This is a genomic window from Agromyces fucosus, assembly GCF_004134865.1.
Lineage (GTDB): Bacteria > Actinomycetota > Actinomycetes > Actinomycetales > Microbacteriaceae > Agromyces > Agromyces fucosus.
The window spans coordinates 314028-328825 of sequence record NZ_SDPO01000003.1 but is presented as its reverse complement, the minus strand read 5'-3'; the positions used below and the strand labels follow the sequence as shown (position 1 = coordinate 328825).

Annotated in this window: 15 protein-coding genes; 5 read left to right on the top strand and 10 right to left on the bottom strand. The window is 71.4% G+C overall.

Annotated features, from left to right (window positions below; genetic code table 11):
* The first annotated feature begins 87 nt into the window (after nt 1-87).
* From paaI to ESP57_RS13060, 4 genes are all read left to right on the top strand, one after another.
* A complete protein-coding gene (paaI, locus tag ESP57_RS13075; protein ID WP_115960589.1) occupies nt 88-498 on the top strand; it encodes a hydroxyphenylacetyl-CoA thioesterase PaaI in 411 nt (136 codons plus the stop codon).
* 97 nt (nt 499-595) lie between these two features.
* Complete coding sequence (gene paaK / locus ESP57_RS13070) at nt 596-1855, top strand: phenylacetate--CoA ligase PaaK (RefSeq protein WP_129232170.1); 1260 nt, start codon at nt 596-598, stop codon at nt 1853-1855.
* Between the two features lie 99 nt (nt 1856-1954).
* The gene (locus tag ESP57_RS13065; RefSeq protein ID WP_129231890.1) at nt 1955-2596 is read left to right on the top strand and encodes a TetR/AcrR family transcriptional regulator; all 642 of its coding nucleotides are present in this window, start codon (nt 1955-1957) and stop codon (nt 2594-2596) included.
* Nucleotides 2593-2970 (top strand): SpoIIAA family protein, encoded by a 378-nt coding sequence (locus ESP57_RS13060; protein ID WP_056011776.1) that lies wholly within the window; start codon nt 2593-2595, stop codon nt 2968-2970. The genes ESP57_RS13065 and ESP57_RS13060 overlap by 4 nt, the downstream gene beginning before the upstream one ends.
* 87 nt (nt 2971-3057) lie before the next feature.
* Here ESP57_RS13060 and ESP57_RS13055 read toward each other — a convergent pair whose 3' ends face one another.
* The 5 genes from ESP57_RS13055 to ESP57_RS13035 form a co-directional block, all read right to left on the bottom strand.
* Complete coding sequence (locus ESP57_RS13055) at nt 3058-3822, bottom strand: ABC transporter permease (RefSeq protein WP_129231889.1); 765 nt, start codon at nt 3820-3822, stop codon at nt 3058-3060.
* Nucleotides 3819-4544, bottom strand: a complete 726-nt coding sequence (locus tag ESP57_RS13050) for an ABC transporter ATP-binding protein (RefSeq protein WP_243648524.1) — start codon at nt 4542-4544, stop codon at nt 3819-3821. Before ESP57_RS13050 ends, ESP57_RS13055 begins: the two co-directional genes overlap by 4 nt.
* Before the next feature lie 8 nt (nt 4545-4552).
* A complete protein-coding gene (locus ESP57_RS13045; protein WP_129231887.1) occupies nt 4553-5134 on the bottom strand; it encodes a TetR/AcrR family transcriptional regulator in 582 nt (193 codons plus the stop codon).
* A gap of 132 nt (nt 5135-5266) precedes the next feature.
* Nucleotides 5267-5647: a hypothetical protein gene (locus tag ESP57_RS13040; protein ID WP_115960573.1), complete on the bottom strand. Its 381-nt coding sequence runs from the start codon at nt 5645-5647 to the stop codon at nt 5267-5269.
* Nucleotides 5648-5686: 39 nt separating this feature from the next.
* Nucleotides 5687-5926, bottom strand: a complete 240-nt coding sequence (locus tag ESP57_RS13035; RefSeq protein ID WP_056011788.1) for a hypothetical protein — start codon at nt 5924-5926, stop codon at nt 5687-5689.
* A 146-nt stretch (nt 5927-6072) separates the two neighbouring features.
* Between ESP57_RS13035 and ESP57_RS13030 the strand changes: the two genes are divergently transcribed.
* Complete coding sequence (locus ESP57_RS13030) at nt 6073-8226, top strand: RecQ family ATP-dependent DNA helicase (RefSeq protein WP_129231886.1); 2154 nt, start codon at nt 6073-6075, stop codon at nt 8224-8226.
* 240 nt (nt 8227-8466) lie between these two features.
* Here ESP57_RS13030 and paaZ read toward each other — a convergent pair whose 3' ends face one another.
* The 5 genes from paaZ to ESP57_RS13005 form a co-directional block, all read right to left on the bottom strand.
* Complete coding sequence (gene paaZ / locus ESP57_RS13025) at nt 8467-10566, bottom strand: phenylacetic acid degradation bifunctional protein PaaZ (protein WP_129231885.1); 2100 nt, start codon at nt 10564-10566, stop codon at nt 8467-8469.
* An 11-nt stretch (nt 10567-10577) separates the two neighbouring features.
* Complete coding sequence (locus ESP57_RS13020) at nt 10578-11447, bottom strand: 3-hydroxyacyl-CoA dehydrogenase family protein (RefSeq protein ID WP_129231884.1); 870 nt, start codon at nt 11445-11447, stop codon at nt 10578-10580.
* Nucleotides 11444-12184, bottom strand: coding sequence for an enoyl-CoA hydratase/isomerase family protein (locus ESP57_RS13015; RefSeq protein WP_129231883.1), 741 nt, complete (start codon nt 12182-12184; stop codon nt 11444-11446). The genes ESP57_RS13020 and ESP57_RS13015 overlap by 4 nt, the downstream gene beginning before the upstream one ends.
* Nucleotides 12184-13380, bottom strand: a complete 1197-nt coding sequence (locus ESP57_RS13010; RefSeq protein ID WP_129231882.1) for an acetyl-CoA C-acyltransferase — start codon at nt 13378-13380, stop codon at nt 12184-12186. The genes ESP57_RS13015 and ESP57_RS13010 overlap by 1 nt, the downstream gene beginning before the upstream one ends.
* Before the next feature lie 155 nt (nt 13381-13535).
* A complete protein-coding gene (locus tag ESP57_RS13005; protein WP_129231881.1) occupies nt 13536-14645 on the bottom strand; it encodes a hypothetical protein in 1110 nt (369 codons plus the stop codon).
* Nucleotides 14646-14798: the final 153 nt, after the last annotated feature.

Genomic DNA, 14798 nt, shown 5'->3' with positions numbered 1-14798 from the left:
TACTAACCGATCGTTCAGTTAGTATATAGTCATCTCGAGCGCCACAGCAACGGCGCGCGAACGCATGAACTCGACGAGGAGCTTCACATGGCGGATGCCGCGACCACTCCCACTCGCGCAATGATGCAGCGCGACCAGGCCTCAGCGGCCCTCGGCATGATCGTCGAGGTCGACGAGCCGGGCCACGCGGTCGTCTCGATGCGGGTGCGCGACGACATGACGAACGGCTTCCACATCACCCACGGCGGCTTCGTCTTCACGCTCGCCGACACCGCCTTCGCCATCGCCTGCAACGAAGACCACACGATCACCGTGGCGGCGGGGGCCGACATCACCTTCCTGAAGTCCACGGTCGTCGGGCAGACCCTCACGGCGACGGCCCGCCGCCGCGCCCGCAGCGGCCGCACCGGCCTCTACGACGTCACGGTCGTCGACGACCAGGGCGACGCCGTGGCCGAGTTCCGCGGCCGCTCGATCTCCACCAACCGCACCATCTGACCCGCCACCAGGAGCCACCGTGTCGACGACGACCACCTCCCCCTCCATCTCCGGCCTCGCTCCGGCGGCACCCGAAGCCCTCGACCCCGAAGAGCGGATGTCCCGCGCCGAGGTCGAGGCGCTCCAGCTCGAGCGACTGCGGCAGACCGTGCAGCACGCCTACGAGAACGTGCCGCTCTACACGAAGAAGTTCGACGACGCCGGAGTGCACCCCCGCGACATCCGCTCGCTCGCCGACGTCGTGAAGCTGCCGTTCACGACCAAGGAGGACCTGCGCCAGACCTACCCGTTCGGCATGTTCGCCGTGCCGATGGAGCAGGTCGCCCGCATCCACGCCTCGAGCGGCACCACGGGCAGGCCGACCGTCGTGGGCTACACGAAGGGCGACCTCGACCGCTGGGCGACGCTCATCGCGCGGTCTCTTCGGGCCAGCGGCATCCGGCCCGGCATGAAGGTGCACAACGCCTACGGCTACGGGCTCTTCACCGGCGGCCTCGGGGCGCACGCCGGCATCGAGAAGCTCGGCGCGACCGTCATCCCGATGTCGGGCGGCCAGACCGCGCGCCAGGTGCAGCTCATCCTCGACTTCGAGCCCGACGCGATCCTCTGCACGCCGAGCTACCTGCTGACGATCGCCGACTGCATGGTCGAGCAGGGCATCGACCCGCGCTCGACCTCGCTGAAGGTCGCCGTGCTGGGCGCCGAGCCGTGGACGAACGAGATGCGGCACGAGCTCGAGCAGCGCCTCGGCATCGATGCGCTCGACATCTACGGCCTCAGCGAGGTCATGGGCCCCGGCGTCGGCAACGAGTGCCTCGAGACGAAGGACGGCCCGCACCTCTGGGAGGACCACTTCCTGCCCGAGATCATCGACGGCGACACGGGCGCCCAGCTCGCCGACGGCGAGATGGGCGAGCTCGTCTTCACCTCGCTCACGAAGGAGGCGTTCCCGGTGATCCGGTACCGGACGCGCGACCTCACGCGCCTGCTGCCCGGCACCGCCCGGCCCGGCATGCGCCGCATCGAGAAGATCACGGGCCGCAACGACGACATGATCATCCTGCGCGGCGTGAACCTCTTCCCCACGCAGATCGAGGAGATCGTGCTCGGCATCGAGCAGCTCACGCCGCACTTCATCCTCGAGCTGCGCCGCACCGGCACCATGGACGACATGACCGTGCGCATCGAGCGGCACCCCGACCTCTCGGTCGAGGTCTGCCAGGCCGCCACGGTCGTGCTCGCCAAGCGCATCAAGGAGGGCATCGGCTCGACCGTCGCCGTGCAACTGGAGGAGCCGGGAGCCCTCCCCCGCAGCGAGGGCAAGTACAAGCGGGTCTACGACCTGCGCGGCCAATGAGCACCGCGGCTGCCTCGAGACGACGCCAGTTGTCGCAATACCGGCGTCGAAGCGACGAGTTGCGTCCTCTCGGCGCAGGCGGATGCGAAGATGAGGGCGATGTCTGACAACGGTTCACTTCGACGCGGGCGCCCCGGGTACGACCAGCAGGGGATCCTCGACGTCGCCGTCGCCGCCTTCAACCAGTACGGCTACGACGCGACCTCGATGGGCGTGCTCGCCGACCGCCTGGGCCTGTCGAAGTCGGCGATCTACCACCACTTCGCCTCGAAGGACGAGATCCTCGAGCGGGCCCTCGACGACGCCCTCAGCGCCCTCGAGGGAGTGCTCGGCGCATCCGCTGCCACACGGGGCCGCGCCGCCGATCGTCTCGAGGCGGTGCTCGGCGGCGCCGTGCATGTTCTCGTCGAGAAGCTGCCGTCGGTGACGCTCCTGCTGCGCGTGCGCGGCAACACCGAGGTCGAGCGGCGTGCCCTCGCGCGTCGGCGCGCATTCGACCGGGCCGTCACCTCGCTCGTCGAGGACGCGCAGGCCGAGGGCAGCCTCCGCTCCGACATCGACCCGAGCGTCGTCGCCCGCCTCGCCTTCGGCATGATCAACTCGATCGTCGAGTGGTACCGGCCCGGCGGCAAGGAGGATGCCGACCGGCTCGCCGGCGACGTGATCGCGATCGCCCTCGACGGACTGCGCATGCCGACGTCGAACCGCATCGAGGAACTCATCGAACGGGGTCCGGCATGATCGAGCCGATCGCCGACCTGCCCGAGGGCGTCATCGGGTTCCGGGCCATCGGCACCATCCATGCCGCCGACTACCGCGCCGTGCTCGTTCCCGCGATCGAAGCCGTGCTCGCCGAGCATGAGCACGTCAACGTGGTGGCCGTGCTGGGCGACGACTTCGACCACCTCTCGCTCGGCGCCATGTGGGAGGACGCGAAGCTCGTCGGCCTGCCGTTGTCGAGCTGGGGTCGCGCGGCGATCGTGACCGACCACGACGTGCTCGCCGGTGTGGCGACGGCGTTCGGCGGCCTCGTGCCGGGCGGCTTCCGCGTGTTCCCGCTCGGTGAGGAGCGCGCGGCGATCGACTGGGCGGCGGAGTACCCTCCCGTCGAATAGCGCTCCACGAAGGAGGGCGCGTATCGAGACCCACACGCGCAGGGTCTCGATTCGCTCGCCGGCGCTCAGCACTCGACCGGCGCCACCTCAGCGGTCGAGCTGCAGGCGCGACCACGCCAGTGCGCACAGCACCCCGAACGCGAGCGGCACCGACGGCACCAGGAAGAGACTCGCGACCGGCACGGCATCGGGCGTGATCGCCCAGAGCGCCGGCGCCACGAGCGGCACCCACTCGCCGATGCCGATGACCGCGAAGACCTGCGCGATCACCACGAGCACGACCGTCGCGCCGATGCCGGGGAGCAGCCCTCGTCCGATGGTGGCGACCCACGCCGCCGGCACGCAGAGGAGTGCGGTCAGCACCACGAGTACCGGGATGCGCACGAGCTCGCCGAGGCCCGTGGCATCCGTCGAGCCGTAGCCGAGCGCGAGGCCGATGACCGCGACCACCGCAGCGAGCAGGATGGCAACGCCGACGGCCCACATGAAGTACACCGTGAGCTTCGCGAGGGCGATCGTCGAGCGACGCACCGGGAGGGCGAAGAGACCGCCGACGGTTCCGTCGGCGAACTCGCGGCCGAACATCCAGCTGAGCGCCACGCCGAACGCCACCACTCCGCCGGCGGCGGTGATCTGCGCGACGACGCCCACGAGCCCGGCCCACCCGCCGACGCCCGCGAGTGGGCCCATCTTCGCGAGGATCTGCTCGTCGCCCGTCGCCGCGCCGAGCAGCATGCCCACGGAGAGCACGGCGATGCCGCCGACGACGAGCGCGGCGATGGAGATCATGACCCGCGACGCGAGCGCCTTCTGCGCCTCGACGGCCACCGCGGTGCCGAACAGGGCGCTCATGCCGCCGGCCGTTCGAGGTCGTCGGCGTGCAGCATCGCGAAGAACGCCCGCTCGAGATCGATGCCCGCAGGGTCGAGTGCGCCGATCGCGCGACCGGCGTTGATCACGGTGATGCGGTCGGCGATGCGCGCGACCTCGTCGAGGTGGTGGCTCGACACGAGGATGCCGGCGCCCGCCGCGGCTCGACGCAGGAGCGCTTCGCGGAGCAGGATCACCCCCGCCGGATCGAGCGCGTTCGTCGGCTCGTCGAGCACGACGAGCCGCGGCTCGTGCTGGAGAGCGGCCGCGAGCCCGACCCGCTGGAGGTTGCCGAGCGAGAGGCGGCTGGCCCGCACCTCGGCATACCGGGCGAGGTCGAACTCCGCGATGGCCCGGTCGGCGACCTCGCCGGCGTGCCGCCGCCCGATGCCGTGCAGGCGTGCGGCGACGACGAGGTTCGACCGGCCGTCGAGTTCGGCGTAGGCGAGCGGATGCTCCACCAGCTGCCCCACTCCGGCCCACAACGCCGCAGGTGCATCGTGCAGGTGCACCCCGTCGATGCTGACGGTTCCCGCTTCCGGCCGGAGCATCCCGAGCACGAGCCGCATGAGCGTGGTCTTGCCCGCACCGTTGAGCCCCACTATCGCGTGGATCTCTCCTGGCGCAATGGCGAGGTCGATGCCGTGCACGCCGGCTCCGCCCGAGAACTCGCGCACGATCCCGCGCACATCGAGGCGTTGCACTGGCGCGCTCATGATGCCACGTCAATCACGTCGAGGGCGCGCTCGATCGCTTCGGCGAGGGTTTGCGTCTCGTGTTCGGCCCAGGCGAACAGGCCGGCTACGAGGGCGGCGAGCACGGATGCCGCCGCCACACCGGCGACCTCGGGTTCCGCACCATCCGTCACCAGTTGCTCGACGATCGCCCGCTCGGTGTTGCCCGTCGAACGCCACGTCGCGCCTCGCAGCGCGGGGGTTCGAGCGGCGATTCGCACCCGCCGCCGGATCACCGGCGTCTCGGGTTCGGGCAGCGCTCGCCACGCTGCCCGAATCCCGCGAGCGGCGCGGAGGAACGGCGGGTCGCTGCGCGGCTGGGCGCCGATCGCCGCGATGAGCACCGGGTCGTACGGGTCGTCGAGCAGGAGGTGCTCCTTCGCCGCGAAGTAGCGGAAGAAGGTCATCTCGGTGACGCCGGCGGCGCGGGCGATCTGGGCGACGGTCGTCGCTTCGTAGCCCTGCTGTTCGAACAGCTCGAGCCCTGCCTCGACGAGTGCCGCGAGGGTGCGCTCGCGCTTGGAGGGGCGCTGCGCCGGGCCATCCGCGGAACTGGTCACGCCATAATGTTAGTAGCTAACATTTTCGGACGCAAGTTCCGGAGGCGCGGAGTCAGGGCTCTCGGTCTGCGCATGCCGAACTCGAACCGCGTGGACGAGCGGCTCGGCTGACATCGACTCGTCGGGTCCGGTTCAGTCCTCGCTGCGGATGCGGTCGCTGCGGGCGAGGAACGTCGCGGCGACGATCGTCACGATGCACAGCACCGCCGGGCCGACGGTCTTGGCCACGTCGCCCTGCACCGCACCGATGAACGAGTCGATGCCCTGCACGATGGTCATCGCCACCGCGATGGCGAGCAGGCCCGCGTCGGATCGGAACATCGGCGCCACGAGTGCCATCACGACGAGTGCCACGCTGCGCGAGGTCGCGTAGAGCGCATCGCTCGCCTCGAGCCCGCCGTCGATCACGGAGAGCACCGAGTAGGTGACGCTCACCCCCGCGCTGATGACCGTGACCGCGTAGCAGATCCAGAAGGCCGCACCACGAGTCGCTGCACGCGTCGTTTCGCTCATGGGTTCAGGGTGGTGGGCGCGAGGGCCGCCGTCAAGCGATCAGGCCGCGGGGCGCGGCATCCGGTTCGTCAGATGCCGGCGGGATGCCGCGTGGCGCGGCGCTCGACCGGTCGTCGCCGCCGGCGCCGTGGCCGTCACGGCGGCACGAGCCTCGACCGCAGCCGCTTCGGCCGCTTCGGCAGTGCGCTCCAGCGCGACCCTGCGGCGCTCGAGGTCGCGGGCGATGCGATCGTCGTTCGCGGCGACGAGGTGGGGAAAGGCGATTTCCGAGATCAACATGTGTCTGCTCCTGTGTGTCTGAGTAGAGACTCCTCGCTAAGGCGGGGGCGGGACATCCGGAGATCGCCCTATTCCTCGGCTCGCCGTCTGAGGTGGCACGCAGACTCGCCCAGCCGCTTGTCGGTCGCGTGCGCCAGAGTGGGGGCATGACCCTCGCAGCGCCGCCCGCCGACACCCGATCCGCGGCCCTTGCCGCCCTGCGCGAACTCGTCGGGCGCGACGACGCCGAGTTCCACGACGGGCAGTTCGAGGCGATCGAGGCGCTCGTCGAGGGCCGCCGCCGTGCGCTCGTCGTGCAGCGCACCGGGTGGGGCAAGTCGGCCGTGTACTTCGTCGCGACGCTGCTGCTGCGACGGCAGGGCGCGGGGCCGACGGTGCTCGTCTCGCCGCTGCTCGCCCTCATGCGCGACCAGATCGCCGCTGCCGAGCGAGCCGGGGTGCGGGCCGTGGCCATCAACTCGACGAACGCGCACGAGTGGGGAGATGTGCTCGCACAGCTCGACCGCGACGAGGTCGACGTGCTGCTCGTCTCGCCCGAGCGGCTCAACAACCCGGCGTTCCGCGAAGAGCAGCTGCCCGCACTCGTGCGGCGCATCGGCATGCTCGTGGTCGACGAGGCGCACTGCATCAGCGACTGGGGCCACGACTTCCGTCCCGACTACCGGCGGCTCCGCGACCTCATCTCGCAGATGCCCGCCGAGGTGCCGGTGCTCGCGACGACCGCGACGGCGAACAGCCGGGTCGTCGCCGACGTCGCGGAACAGCTCGACACGGGCGCGGCCGACGGCGAGACCACTGCCGGGGGTGCGGCCCCGCCTGCTGCTGGCCCCGAGGTCCTCACGATCCGCGGGCCGCTCGCCCGGGCGTCGCTCCGGCTCGGGGTGCTGCGGCTCCCCGATTCACCGAGCCGCCTGGCTTGGCTCCTCAGCCACCTCGACGACCTGCCGGGCTCGGGCATCATCTACACACTGACGGTCGCCGCCGCCAACGACACCGCGCGCCTCCTGCGCGAACGCGGGCACGAGGTGCGCGCCTACACGGGCCAGACCGACACCGACGAGCGCACCGAGTCCGAGGGCATGCTGAAGCGCAACGAGGTCAAGGCGCTCGTCGCCACGAGCGCGCTCGGCATGGGGTTCGACAAGCCCGACCTCGGCTTCGTGCTGCACCTCGGCGCGCCGTCGTCGCCCGTGGCCTATTACCAGCAGGTCGGTCGCGCGGGCCGTGCGAGCGAGAGCGCCGACGTGCTCCTGCTCCCCGGCACCGAAGACGCCGCGATCTGGCACTACTTCGCGACCGCGTCGATGCCCGACCAAGAGCGAGCCGAGCGCGTCATCGGCGCTCTCTCCGACGTGCCCGTCTCCACACCGGCGCTCGAGGCGATGGTCGACATCCGCCGCACCCCGCTCGAACTGCTGCTCAAGGTGCTCGACGTCGACGGCGCGGTGCGTCGAGTGCAGGGCGGCTGGGTCGCCACGGGCGTGCCATGGGTCTACGACGCCGAACGCTACGAGCGCATCGCCGCCGAGCGGCTCGCCGAGCAGCAGCACATGATCGACTACGAGCAGACCGACGGATGCCGCATGGAGTTCCTGCAGCGATCGCTCGACGACGACACAGCGGCGCCCTGCGGGCGGTGCGACAACTGCGCGGGCATCTGGTTCCCACGTGAGATCGCGGCATCCGCCACGGCCACCGCCGCTCAATCGCTCGACCGCGTCGGTGTGCCCGTCGAACCGCGCCGCGCCTGGCCGACGGGCGCCGACCGTCTCGGCGTACCGGTGAAGGGGCGCATCGCGCCGGCCGAGCAGGCGAGCGAGGGCCGCGCACTGGCACGGCTGACCGATCTCGGGTGGGGCGGCACCCTGCGAGAGCTGTTCGCGGCCGGTGCGGCCGACGCTCGCGTCTCACCGCAGGTGCTCGCCGCGTGCGTTCGCGTGCTCGCCGACTGGGGCTGGGCCGAACGCCCGGTCGCCGTCGTGGCGATGCCGTCGCGCTCGCGCCCACAGCTCGTCGACTCCCTCGCCCGCGGCCTCGCGGAGGTGGGGCGGCTCCCCTACCTCGGCGCGCTCGAGTTCCGGAACGGTGGCCCGACCGGTCAGCCCGGCGGCAACAGCGCGTTCCGGCTCGCCGGCCTCTGGGACCGTTTCTCGGCCGACGGCCTCGACGTGCCGTCGGGCGGCGTGCTGCTCGTCGACGACCAGGCCGACAGCCGCTGGACCCTCACGATCGCCGCGCGCGAGCTCCGCCGGGCTGGCGCCGCCGAGGTGCTGCCGTTCGTGCTCGCGCTGCGCGGGTGACCTGGCGCGCAGCTGGCACTCGCGCAGCGGATCGCACTGACGACCGGCCGGTGGTCCCAAATGGCGGGTGGTTCCAGATCCCGTATGCCAGTTCCCCCTCATCGATGAGGGGGAACTGGCATACGGATTCGAAGGATCGGTCAGGCGGATTCGAAGGATCGGTCAGGATGCTTCACGCCCGGCCGCTCAACCGGGCCTGCGGTTCCGGGACTCATCTCACGGCCAGAACCGCGTCGTCGCTCACGACGTCGGGCTCTCGGCCGGCTCGAGCTCCTTCGCCACGAGCGTGAGCACGTCGTACGACGCCACGAGCTCGTCGTTCTGGTTGCGCAGCACCGCATCCCAGCGCACCTCGCCGTACTCATCGGTCTCGCGCGGCGTGATCTGCTTCGCCGTGAGCTCGACGCGGATCGAGTCGCCGGGCGACACCGGTGTCACGAAGCGCAGGTTCTCGAGGCCCGAGTTCGCGAGCACCGGCCCCGGCGCCGCGTCGACGAAGAGTCCGGCGGCCCACGAGACGAGCAGGTAACCGTGGGCGACGCGACCGGGGAAGAACGGGTTCGCGGATGCCGCGGCCTCATCCATGTGCGCGTAGAACGTGTCGCCGGTGAACTGCGCGAACGTCTCGATGTCCTCGAGCGTCACGGTGCGCGACGCGCTCACGACCTGATCGCCGATCTTCAGCTCGGCGAGCGACTTGCGGAACGGGTGCTCACCACCGGGCTGCGACGAGGCGCCTGCATGCCACACGCCGGTGAGGGCGGTGAGCATCTCGGGCGATCCCTGCACGGCGGTGCGCTGCATGTGGTGCAGCACGGCGCGGATGCCGCCGAGCTCCTCGCCGCCGCCGGCACGACCGGGCCCGCCGTGCACGAGGTTCGGCAGCGGCGAGCCGTGGCCGGTCGACGAGCGGGCGTCGTCGCGGTCGAGGAAGAGCACCCGGCCGTTGTACGCCGCCATGCCCGTCGCGAGCGCGATGGCGACCTCGGGATCGTGGGTCGCGACGCTCGTCACGAGCGATCCGCCGCCACGGGCCACGAGGGCGGCCGCCTCGGCGGTGGTGTCGTAGCCGAGGATCGACGAGACCGGGCCGAAGGCCTCGACCTCGTGCAACGCGGCGCTCGAGGCATCCGCGAACCGAAGCAGCATGGGCGCGACGAACGCGCCGTCGGATGCCTCGCCGGTGGCGCCGTCGGCGAGCGTGACCGCCGGGGCATCCGTCGAACCGATCACGAGCTCGCCGCCGCCGGCCTCGAGGCGACCGACCTGGCGGAGCACCTCGTCGCGCTGTGCGATGGAGGCGAGCGGCCCCATCGTGACGCCCTCCGCGCGCGGGTCGCCGAGCACGACGCGCTCGGCGATGCGCGCGCGCACCGCGTCGATCACGGCGTCGACGGATGCCTCGGGCACGATCGCCCGGCGGATCGCCGTGCACTTCTGGCCCGCCTTCGTCGTCATCTCGGCGACGAGCTGCTTCACGTAGGCATCGAACTCGGGAGTGCCCGCCACGGCGTCGGTGCCGAGCACGCTCGCGTTGATCGAGTCGGTCTCGCTCGTGAACCGCACGCCGCCGGTCTGCACCGAGTCGTGCGAGCGCAACTTCTCGGCGGTCGACGCCGATCCGGTGAAGGCGACGAGGTCGCCGAGGCGGAGGTGGTCGAAGAGCGTCGGCACGCTGCCCGAGACGAGCTGCAGCGAGCCCTCGGGCAGGAGTCCCGACTCGACGAGGATGCGCACGAAGGCCTCCGCGAGGTAGCCGGTGGGCGTCGCGGGCTTCACGAGCGTCGGCACGCCGGCGAGGAACGCCGGGGCGAACTTCTCGAGGGAACCCCACACCGGGAAGTTGAACGCGTTGATCTGCACCGCCACGCCCGGCAGGCGGGTGTAGATATGCCGCCCGAGGAATGAACCGTCCTTCGAGAGCTGTTCGACCGCACCGTCGACGTAGACCTTCGAGTTCGGCATCTCGCGACGCCCCTTCGAGGAGTACGTGAAGAGCACGCCGATGCCGCCGTCGATGTCGACCCACGAGTCCTGCTTCGTGGCGCCGGTGCGCGCCGAGAGCTCGTAGAGCTCAGCCTTCCGCTCGGTGAGGGCGAGCGCCATCTGCTTGAGCAGCACGGCGCGCTGGTGGAAGGTGAGCTCGCCGAGCGAGGCCTGCCCGACCGTGCGGGCGTAGTCGAGCGCAGCCCCGAGGTCGAGTCCCTCGGTCGAGACGCGAGTGACGACCTCTCCGGTCGAGGCGTCTCGCACCTCGGCCCCATCGATTTCGTCCTGAGCCTCCCGAAGGGCAGGGGTCCACCACTGGCCGTTCACGTAGCTCGGCAGGATCGTGTTCATCGGTGTTCCTTTCACGGGGCGTCCCAGAGGTAGAAGCCCTCGCCGGTCTTGCGGCCGAGCTTGCCCTCGGCGACCATGCGGCGCAGCAGTGCGGGTGGGGCGAAGCGCTCGCCGAGCGTCGAGGAGAGGTACTCGGCGATGCCGAGTCGCACGTCGAGCCCGACGATGTCGGTCAGGCGCAGGGGGCCGATCGGATGCTTGTAGCCGAGGCTCATCGCCGCGTCGATGTCCTCCGCCGAGGCGACGCCGTCTTCGAGCATGCGGATCGCCTCGAGCCCGAGCGCGACGCCGAGTCGCGAGGAGGCGAAGCCCGGGGCATCCGCGACGACGATCGGCGTCTTGCCGATGGCGTGCACCCACCCGCGAGCCTGCTCGACCAGCGGACTGTCGGTCACGTCGCCGCGCACGATCTCGACGAGCGTCGATGCCGGCACGGGATTGAAGAAGTGCAGGCCGAGGAACCGAGACGGCCGGTCGAGCAGGGCCGCGAGCTGGTCGATCGAGATCGACGAGGTGTTCGAGGCGAGCGCTGCGCCCGGCGCGAGCACGGCCTCGACGCGAGTGAGGGCGTCGATCTTCAGCTCGAGGTCTTCGGGCACGGCCTCGACGACGAGGTCGCAGCGGGCGAAGTCGGCGACCTCCGTCGAGGTGGCGAAGCGGGCGGCGATCGCCGCTTCGTCGTCGTCGGCGGTGCCGCGGGCGACGGATGCCGCGACGGAGTCGAGCACCCGGGTCGAGGCCGCCGCAGCAGCCTCGGCGTCGCGCTCGACGACGGTGACTCGCGAACCCGCGAGCAGGAAGGCGTGCGCGATGCCGGCGCCCATGCGCCCGCCGCCGAGCACGCCGACGTCGGCCGGTGCTCCCGTGTCGGTCTCGTTCACTGCTGCTTCCTCTCGAGGAACTCGGTCATGCGGCGGATCTTCTCGGGGCTCTCGAAGAGCACGGCCTGTTCCTCGAGGTCGACGGCGGGGTGCGCGTCGCGCGGTGCGCGGAACACGCGCTTCGTCGCGATCGTCGCCGCACGGTCGTTGCGGGCGATGCGATCGGCGATGGCGTGCGCGGCGGCGAGCAATTCGTCGGCCGGGTGCAGTTCGCTCACGAGCCCGATCGCGAGCGCCTCGGCCGCGGTGACCGTGCGCCCAGTGAGCAGCAGTTCGATCGCCCGGGCGTCGCCGACGATCTCCTTCAGCCGCCAGCTCGCGCCTGCCGCGGCGATGATGCCGAGACCCGTCTCGGGGTTGCCGATCTTCAACTCGGGCGTCGCGATGCGGATGTCGGCGGCGTACGCCAGTTCTGCGCCGCCGCCGAGCGCGTACCCGTCGAGGGCGGCGATCACGGGCATCGGCAGCAGCGCGAGACGCACGAACGCGTTCGCGTTGATGCCCGCGCGCGCGTCATCCGCTCGCCGTTCGCGGAGCTCGGCGATGTCGGCGCCCGAGGCGAAGACGCCGCCGGCGCCCGTGAGGATGAGGGTGCGCGGGATCGCCTCGAGCTCGGCGCACAGGAGGTGGAGGGCATCGATCGTCGCCTGGTCGATCGCGTTGCGCTTCTCGGGCCGGTTGAGCGTGGCGATCACCCGGTCGTCGCGACGCTCGACGAGGAGCGGATCCGCGCCCATCAGACGCGCTCCACGATGAGCGCGCTGCCCTGGCCGACGCCGACGCACATCGTCGCGAGCCCGTAGCGCGACTGCTCGCGCTCCATGCGGCCGAGCAGCGTCACGACGAGGCGCGAGCCCGACGAACCGAGCGGATGCCCCAGGGCGATCGCTCCCCCGTCGGCGTTCACACGCTCGGGGTCCAGCCCGAGGCGGCGCATCGAAGCGATCGACTGCGTCGCGAACGCCTCGTTGAGCTCGACCGAGCCGATGTCGTCGAGGTCGATGCCGGCGCGCTCGAGCGCCTTCTCGGTCGCGGGCACCGGGCCGAGGCCCATGATCTCGGGCGGCAGCCCCGCCGACGATCCGACGACGACGCGGGCGCGCGGGGTGAGCCCGTAGCGTTCGACGGCGGCCGCGCTCGCGACGAGGATCGCCGACGCGCCGTCGTTCAGCGCGCTCGAGTTGCCCGCCGTGACGACCGAACCGCCGTGCACGACCGGGCGCAGCCCGGCGAGTGCCTCGAGCGTGGTCTCGGGCCGCGGGCCCTCGTCGACGAGCACCTCGCCGCGATGCGTCGGCACCCCCACGATCTCGGCCTCGAACCGGCCCGCGGCGATCGCGGCAGCTGCTCGCTGCTGCGAGCGGAGCGCGAAGGCATCGGCCTCGTCGCGGGTGATGCCGTCGACGCGAGCGACCTCTTCAGCGGTCTCGGGCATGGAGAAGGTCGCCTTGTCGCGGGCGACGAGCTTCGGATTCGGGAAACGCCAGCCGATGGAGGTGTCGTAGGCGGCGCCCGGCTTCGCCCACGCGCGATCGGGCTTGGCCTGCACCCAGGGCGCGCGGGTCATCGACTCGACGCCGCCGGCGATGATGAGGTCGGCGTCGCCGGCCCGGATCGCCTGCGCGGCCATCGTGATGGCCGACATGCCCGAGGCGCAGAGCCGATTGACCGTGATGCCGGGCACCTCGTCGGGCAGGCCCGCGAGCAGCACCGACATGCGGGCGACGTTGCGGTTGTCTTCGCCCGCCTGATTGGCCGCCCCGAGGATCACCTCGTCAATCGCGCCGAGCTCGCCGGCCTGGTCGAGCCGGGTGCGTCGCACGAGCTCACCGACGACGAGGGCCGCGAGATCGTCGGGCCGCACTCCGGCGAGCGCCCCGCCGTAGCGGCCGACGGGCGTGCGAACGCCTCCGACGAGGTAGGCCTCGGCCATGGTCCACTCCTGACTGCACTGTCTGCGATGGAACGCTGCACCCAGCGTAGGCAGGGTGCGTGGCATCCGCTCGGTCGGAATTAGTGACCGACCGTTCAGGAAGTAATTATGGCAAACGGATGTCCCGGGCGCCACCCGGCCCGTTCGAGAGGGTCTCAGCGGATCTGCGCGATCACCGCTTCGGCGACCGACGCCGCCCCGTCCTTGCTCTGGATCAGGTACACGGAGTCGCCGACCCGCATCAGCACGGGTGAGGCGGGACCGTCGGTCACGAGCGCCACGATGGCGGCATCGCCGCCGCTCGCACCCGCGACGGTCGAGAGGTCGAGCGGGCCGAACGCCGTCGAGACGTCGGCCTGCCCGAGCAGGTCGAAGAACTGGCCCGCACCGTGCACGACGGCGATGTGCGGCCCGCGCTCGGTGTCGTTCAGGTAGTCGCACGAGTAGGAGCGAGCCGCCGCCGCGACCGCGGCATCGAACGACTGCGGGGCGCGGGTCGTCGGATCCTCGACCTCGGTCTCGGTGTACGTCGTGCCGAGCGCCATCCCGATGCCCTGCGGATCGAGGCCGCCGTTGCAGACGGCGTCGCCCTGTCGCTGCGATGCCGCCGCGGGGAAGGCGAGCTGTTCGGCGGTCGCGCCCTCCACGGCCGCGAAGGTCGTCTCGGCGACCCCGGCGAGGCGGGACAGCATCTCCTCTGGCGAGATGCCGTCGTAGCGGCTGCCCGTCGTGCCGAGCCCGGACGCGGTCAGGCGCATGGCGACCCAGGCATCGCCGACCGGGGCGGTGAGCTGCCAGCCGGATTCACCCACGGCGGTCGACGCCTCGATGGCACCGACGGCGAGCGTCTGATCGGAGGGCGCATCGCCCGCCCACGCCGGCTGCCACTGCGCGGCGGCACCCGGCAGCACGTCGATGGAGAGGTACGCGAGGTCGTCGCCCCCTGCATAGATCGTCGTCGGAGCCGCTCCGACGCGCCAGGAGCACCCGAGACCGCCCGCTGCCGCGAGTTCCACCGCGCTGAACGCGTCGGACGGCCGGATCGCCCGCACGGGATCGGGCGCGACGCCATCACTGCCCGTCATCACCGCTGCGAGGTTCGCATCCGCGACGAGGTCACCGCACATCAGGGGCCCCGCCGGTGCCGTCTCGACCGGCGTCGGCTCGGCGACCGGAGTCTGCGTCGGCGCGGGCGCCGGTGCCACGCAGCCGGTGAGGAGCAGGACGAGGGCGGCTGCGGCGATCCCGCCGGTGATGAGGCGCATGGCGTGAGCCTAGTGGCCGTGCGAGCGCGCCGATTCAGGGATGTCCCGGGCGACGACGAAGGCCCGTGTCCAGGCGATTCACACCACCGGACACGGGCTCTCGGCCGTTCAGGTCACGCCAAGGCGACCGGCCAGCCGCACAGGCGCAGTTGC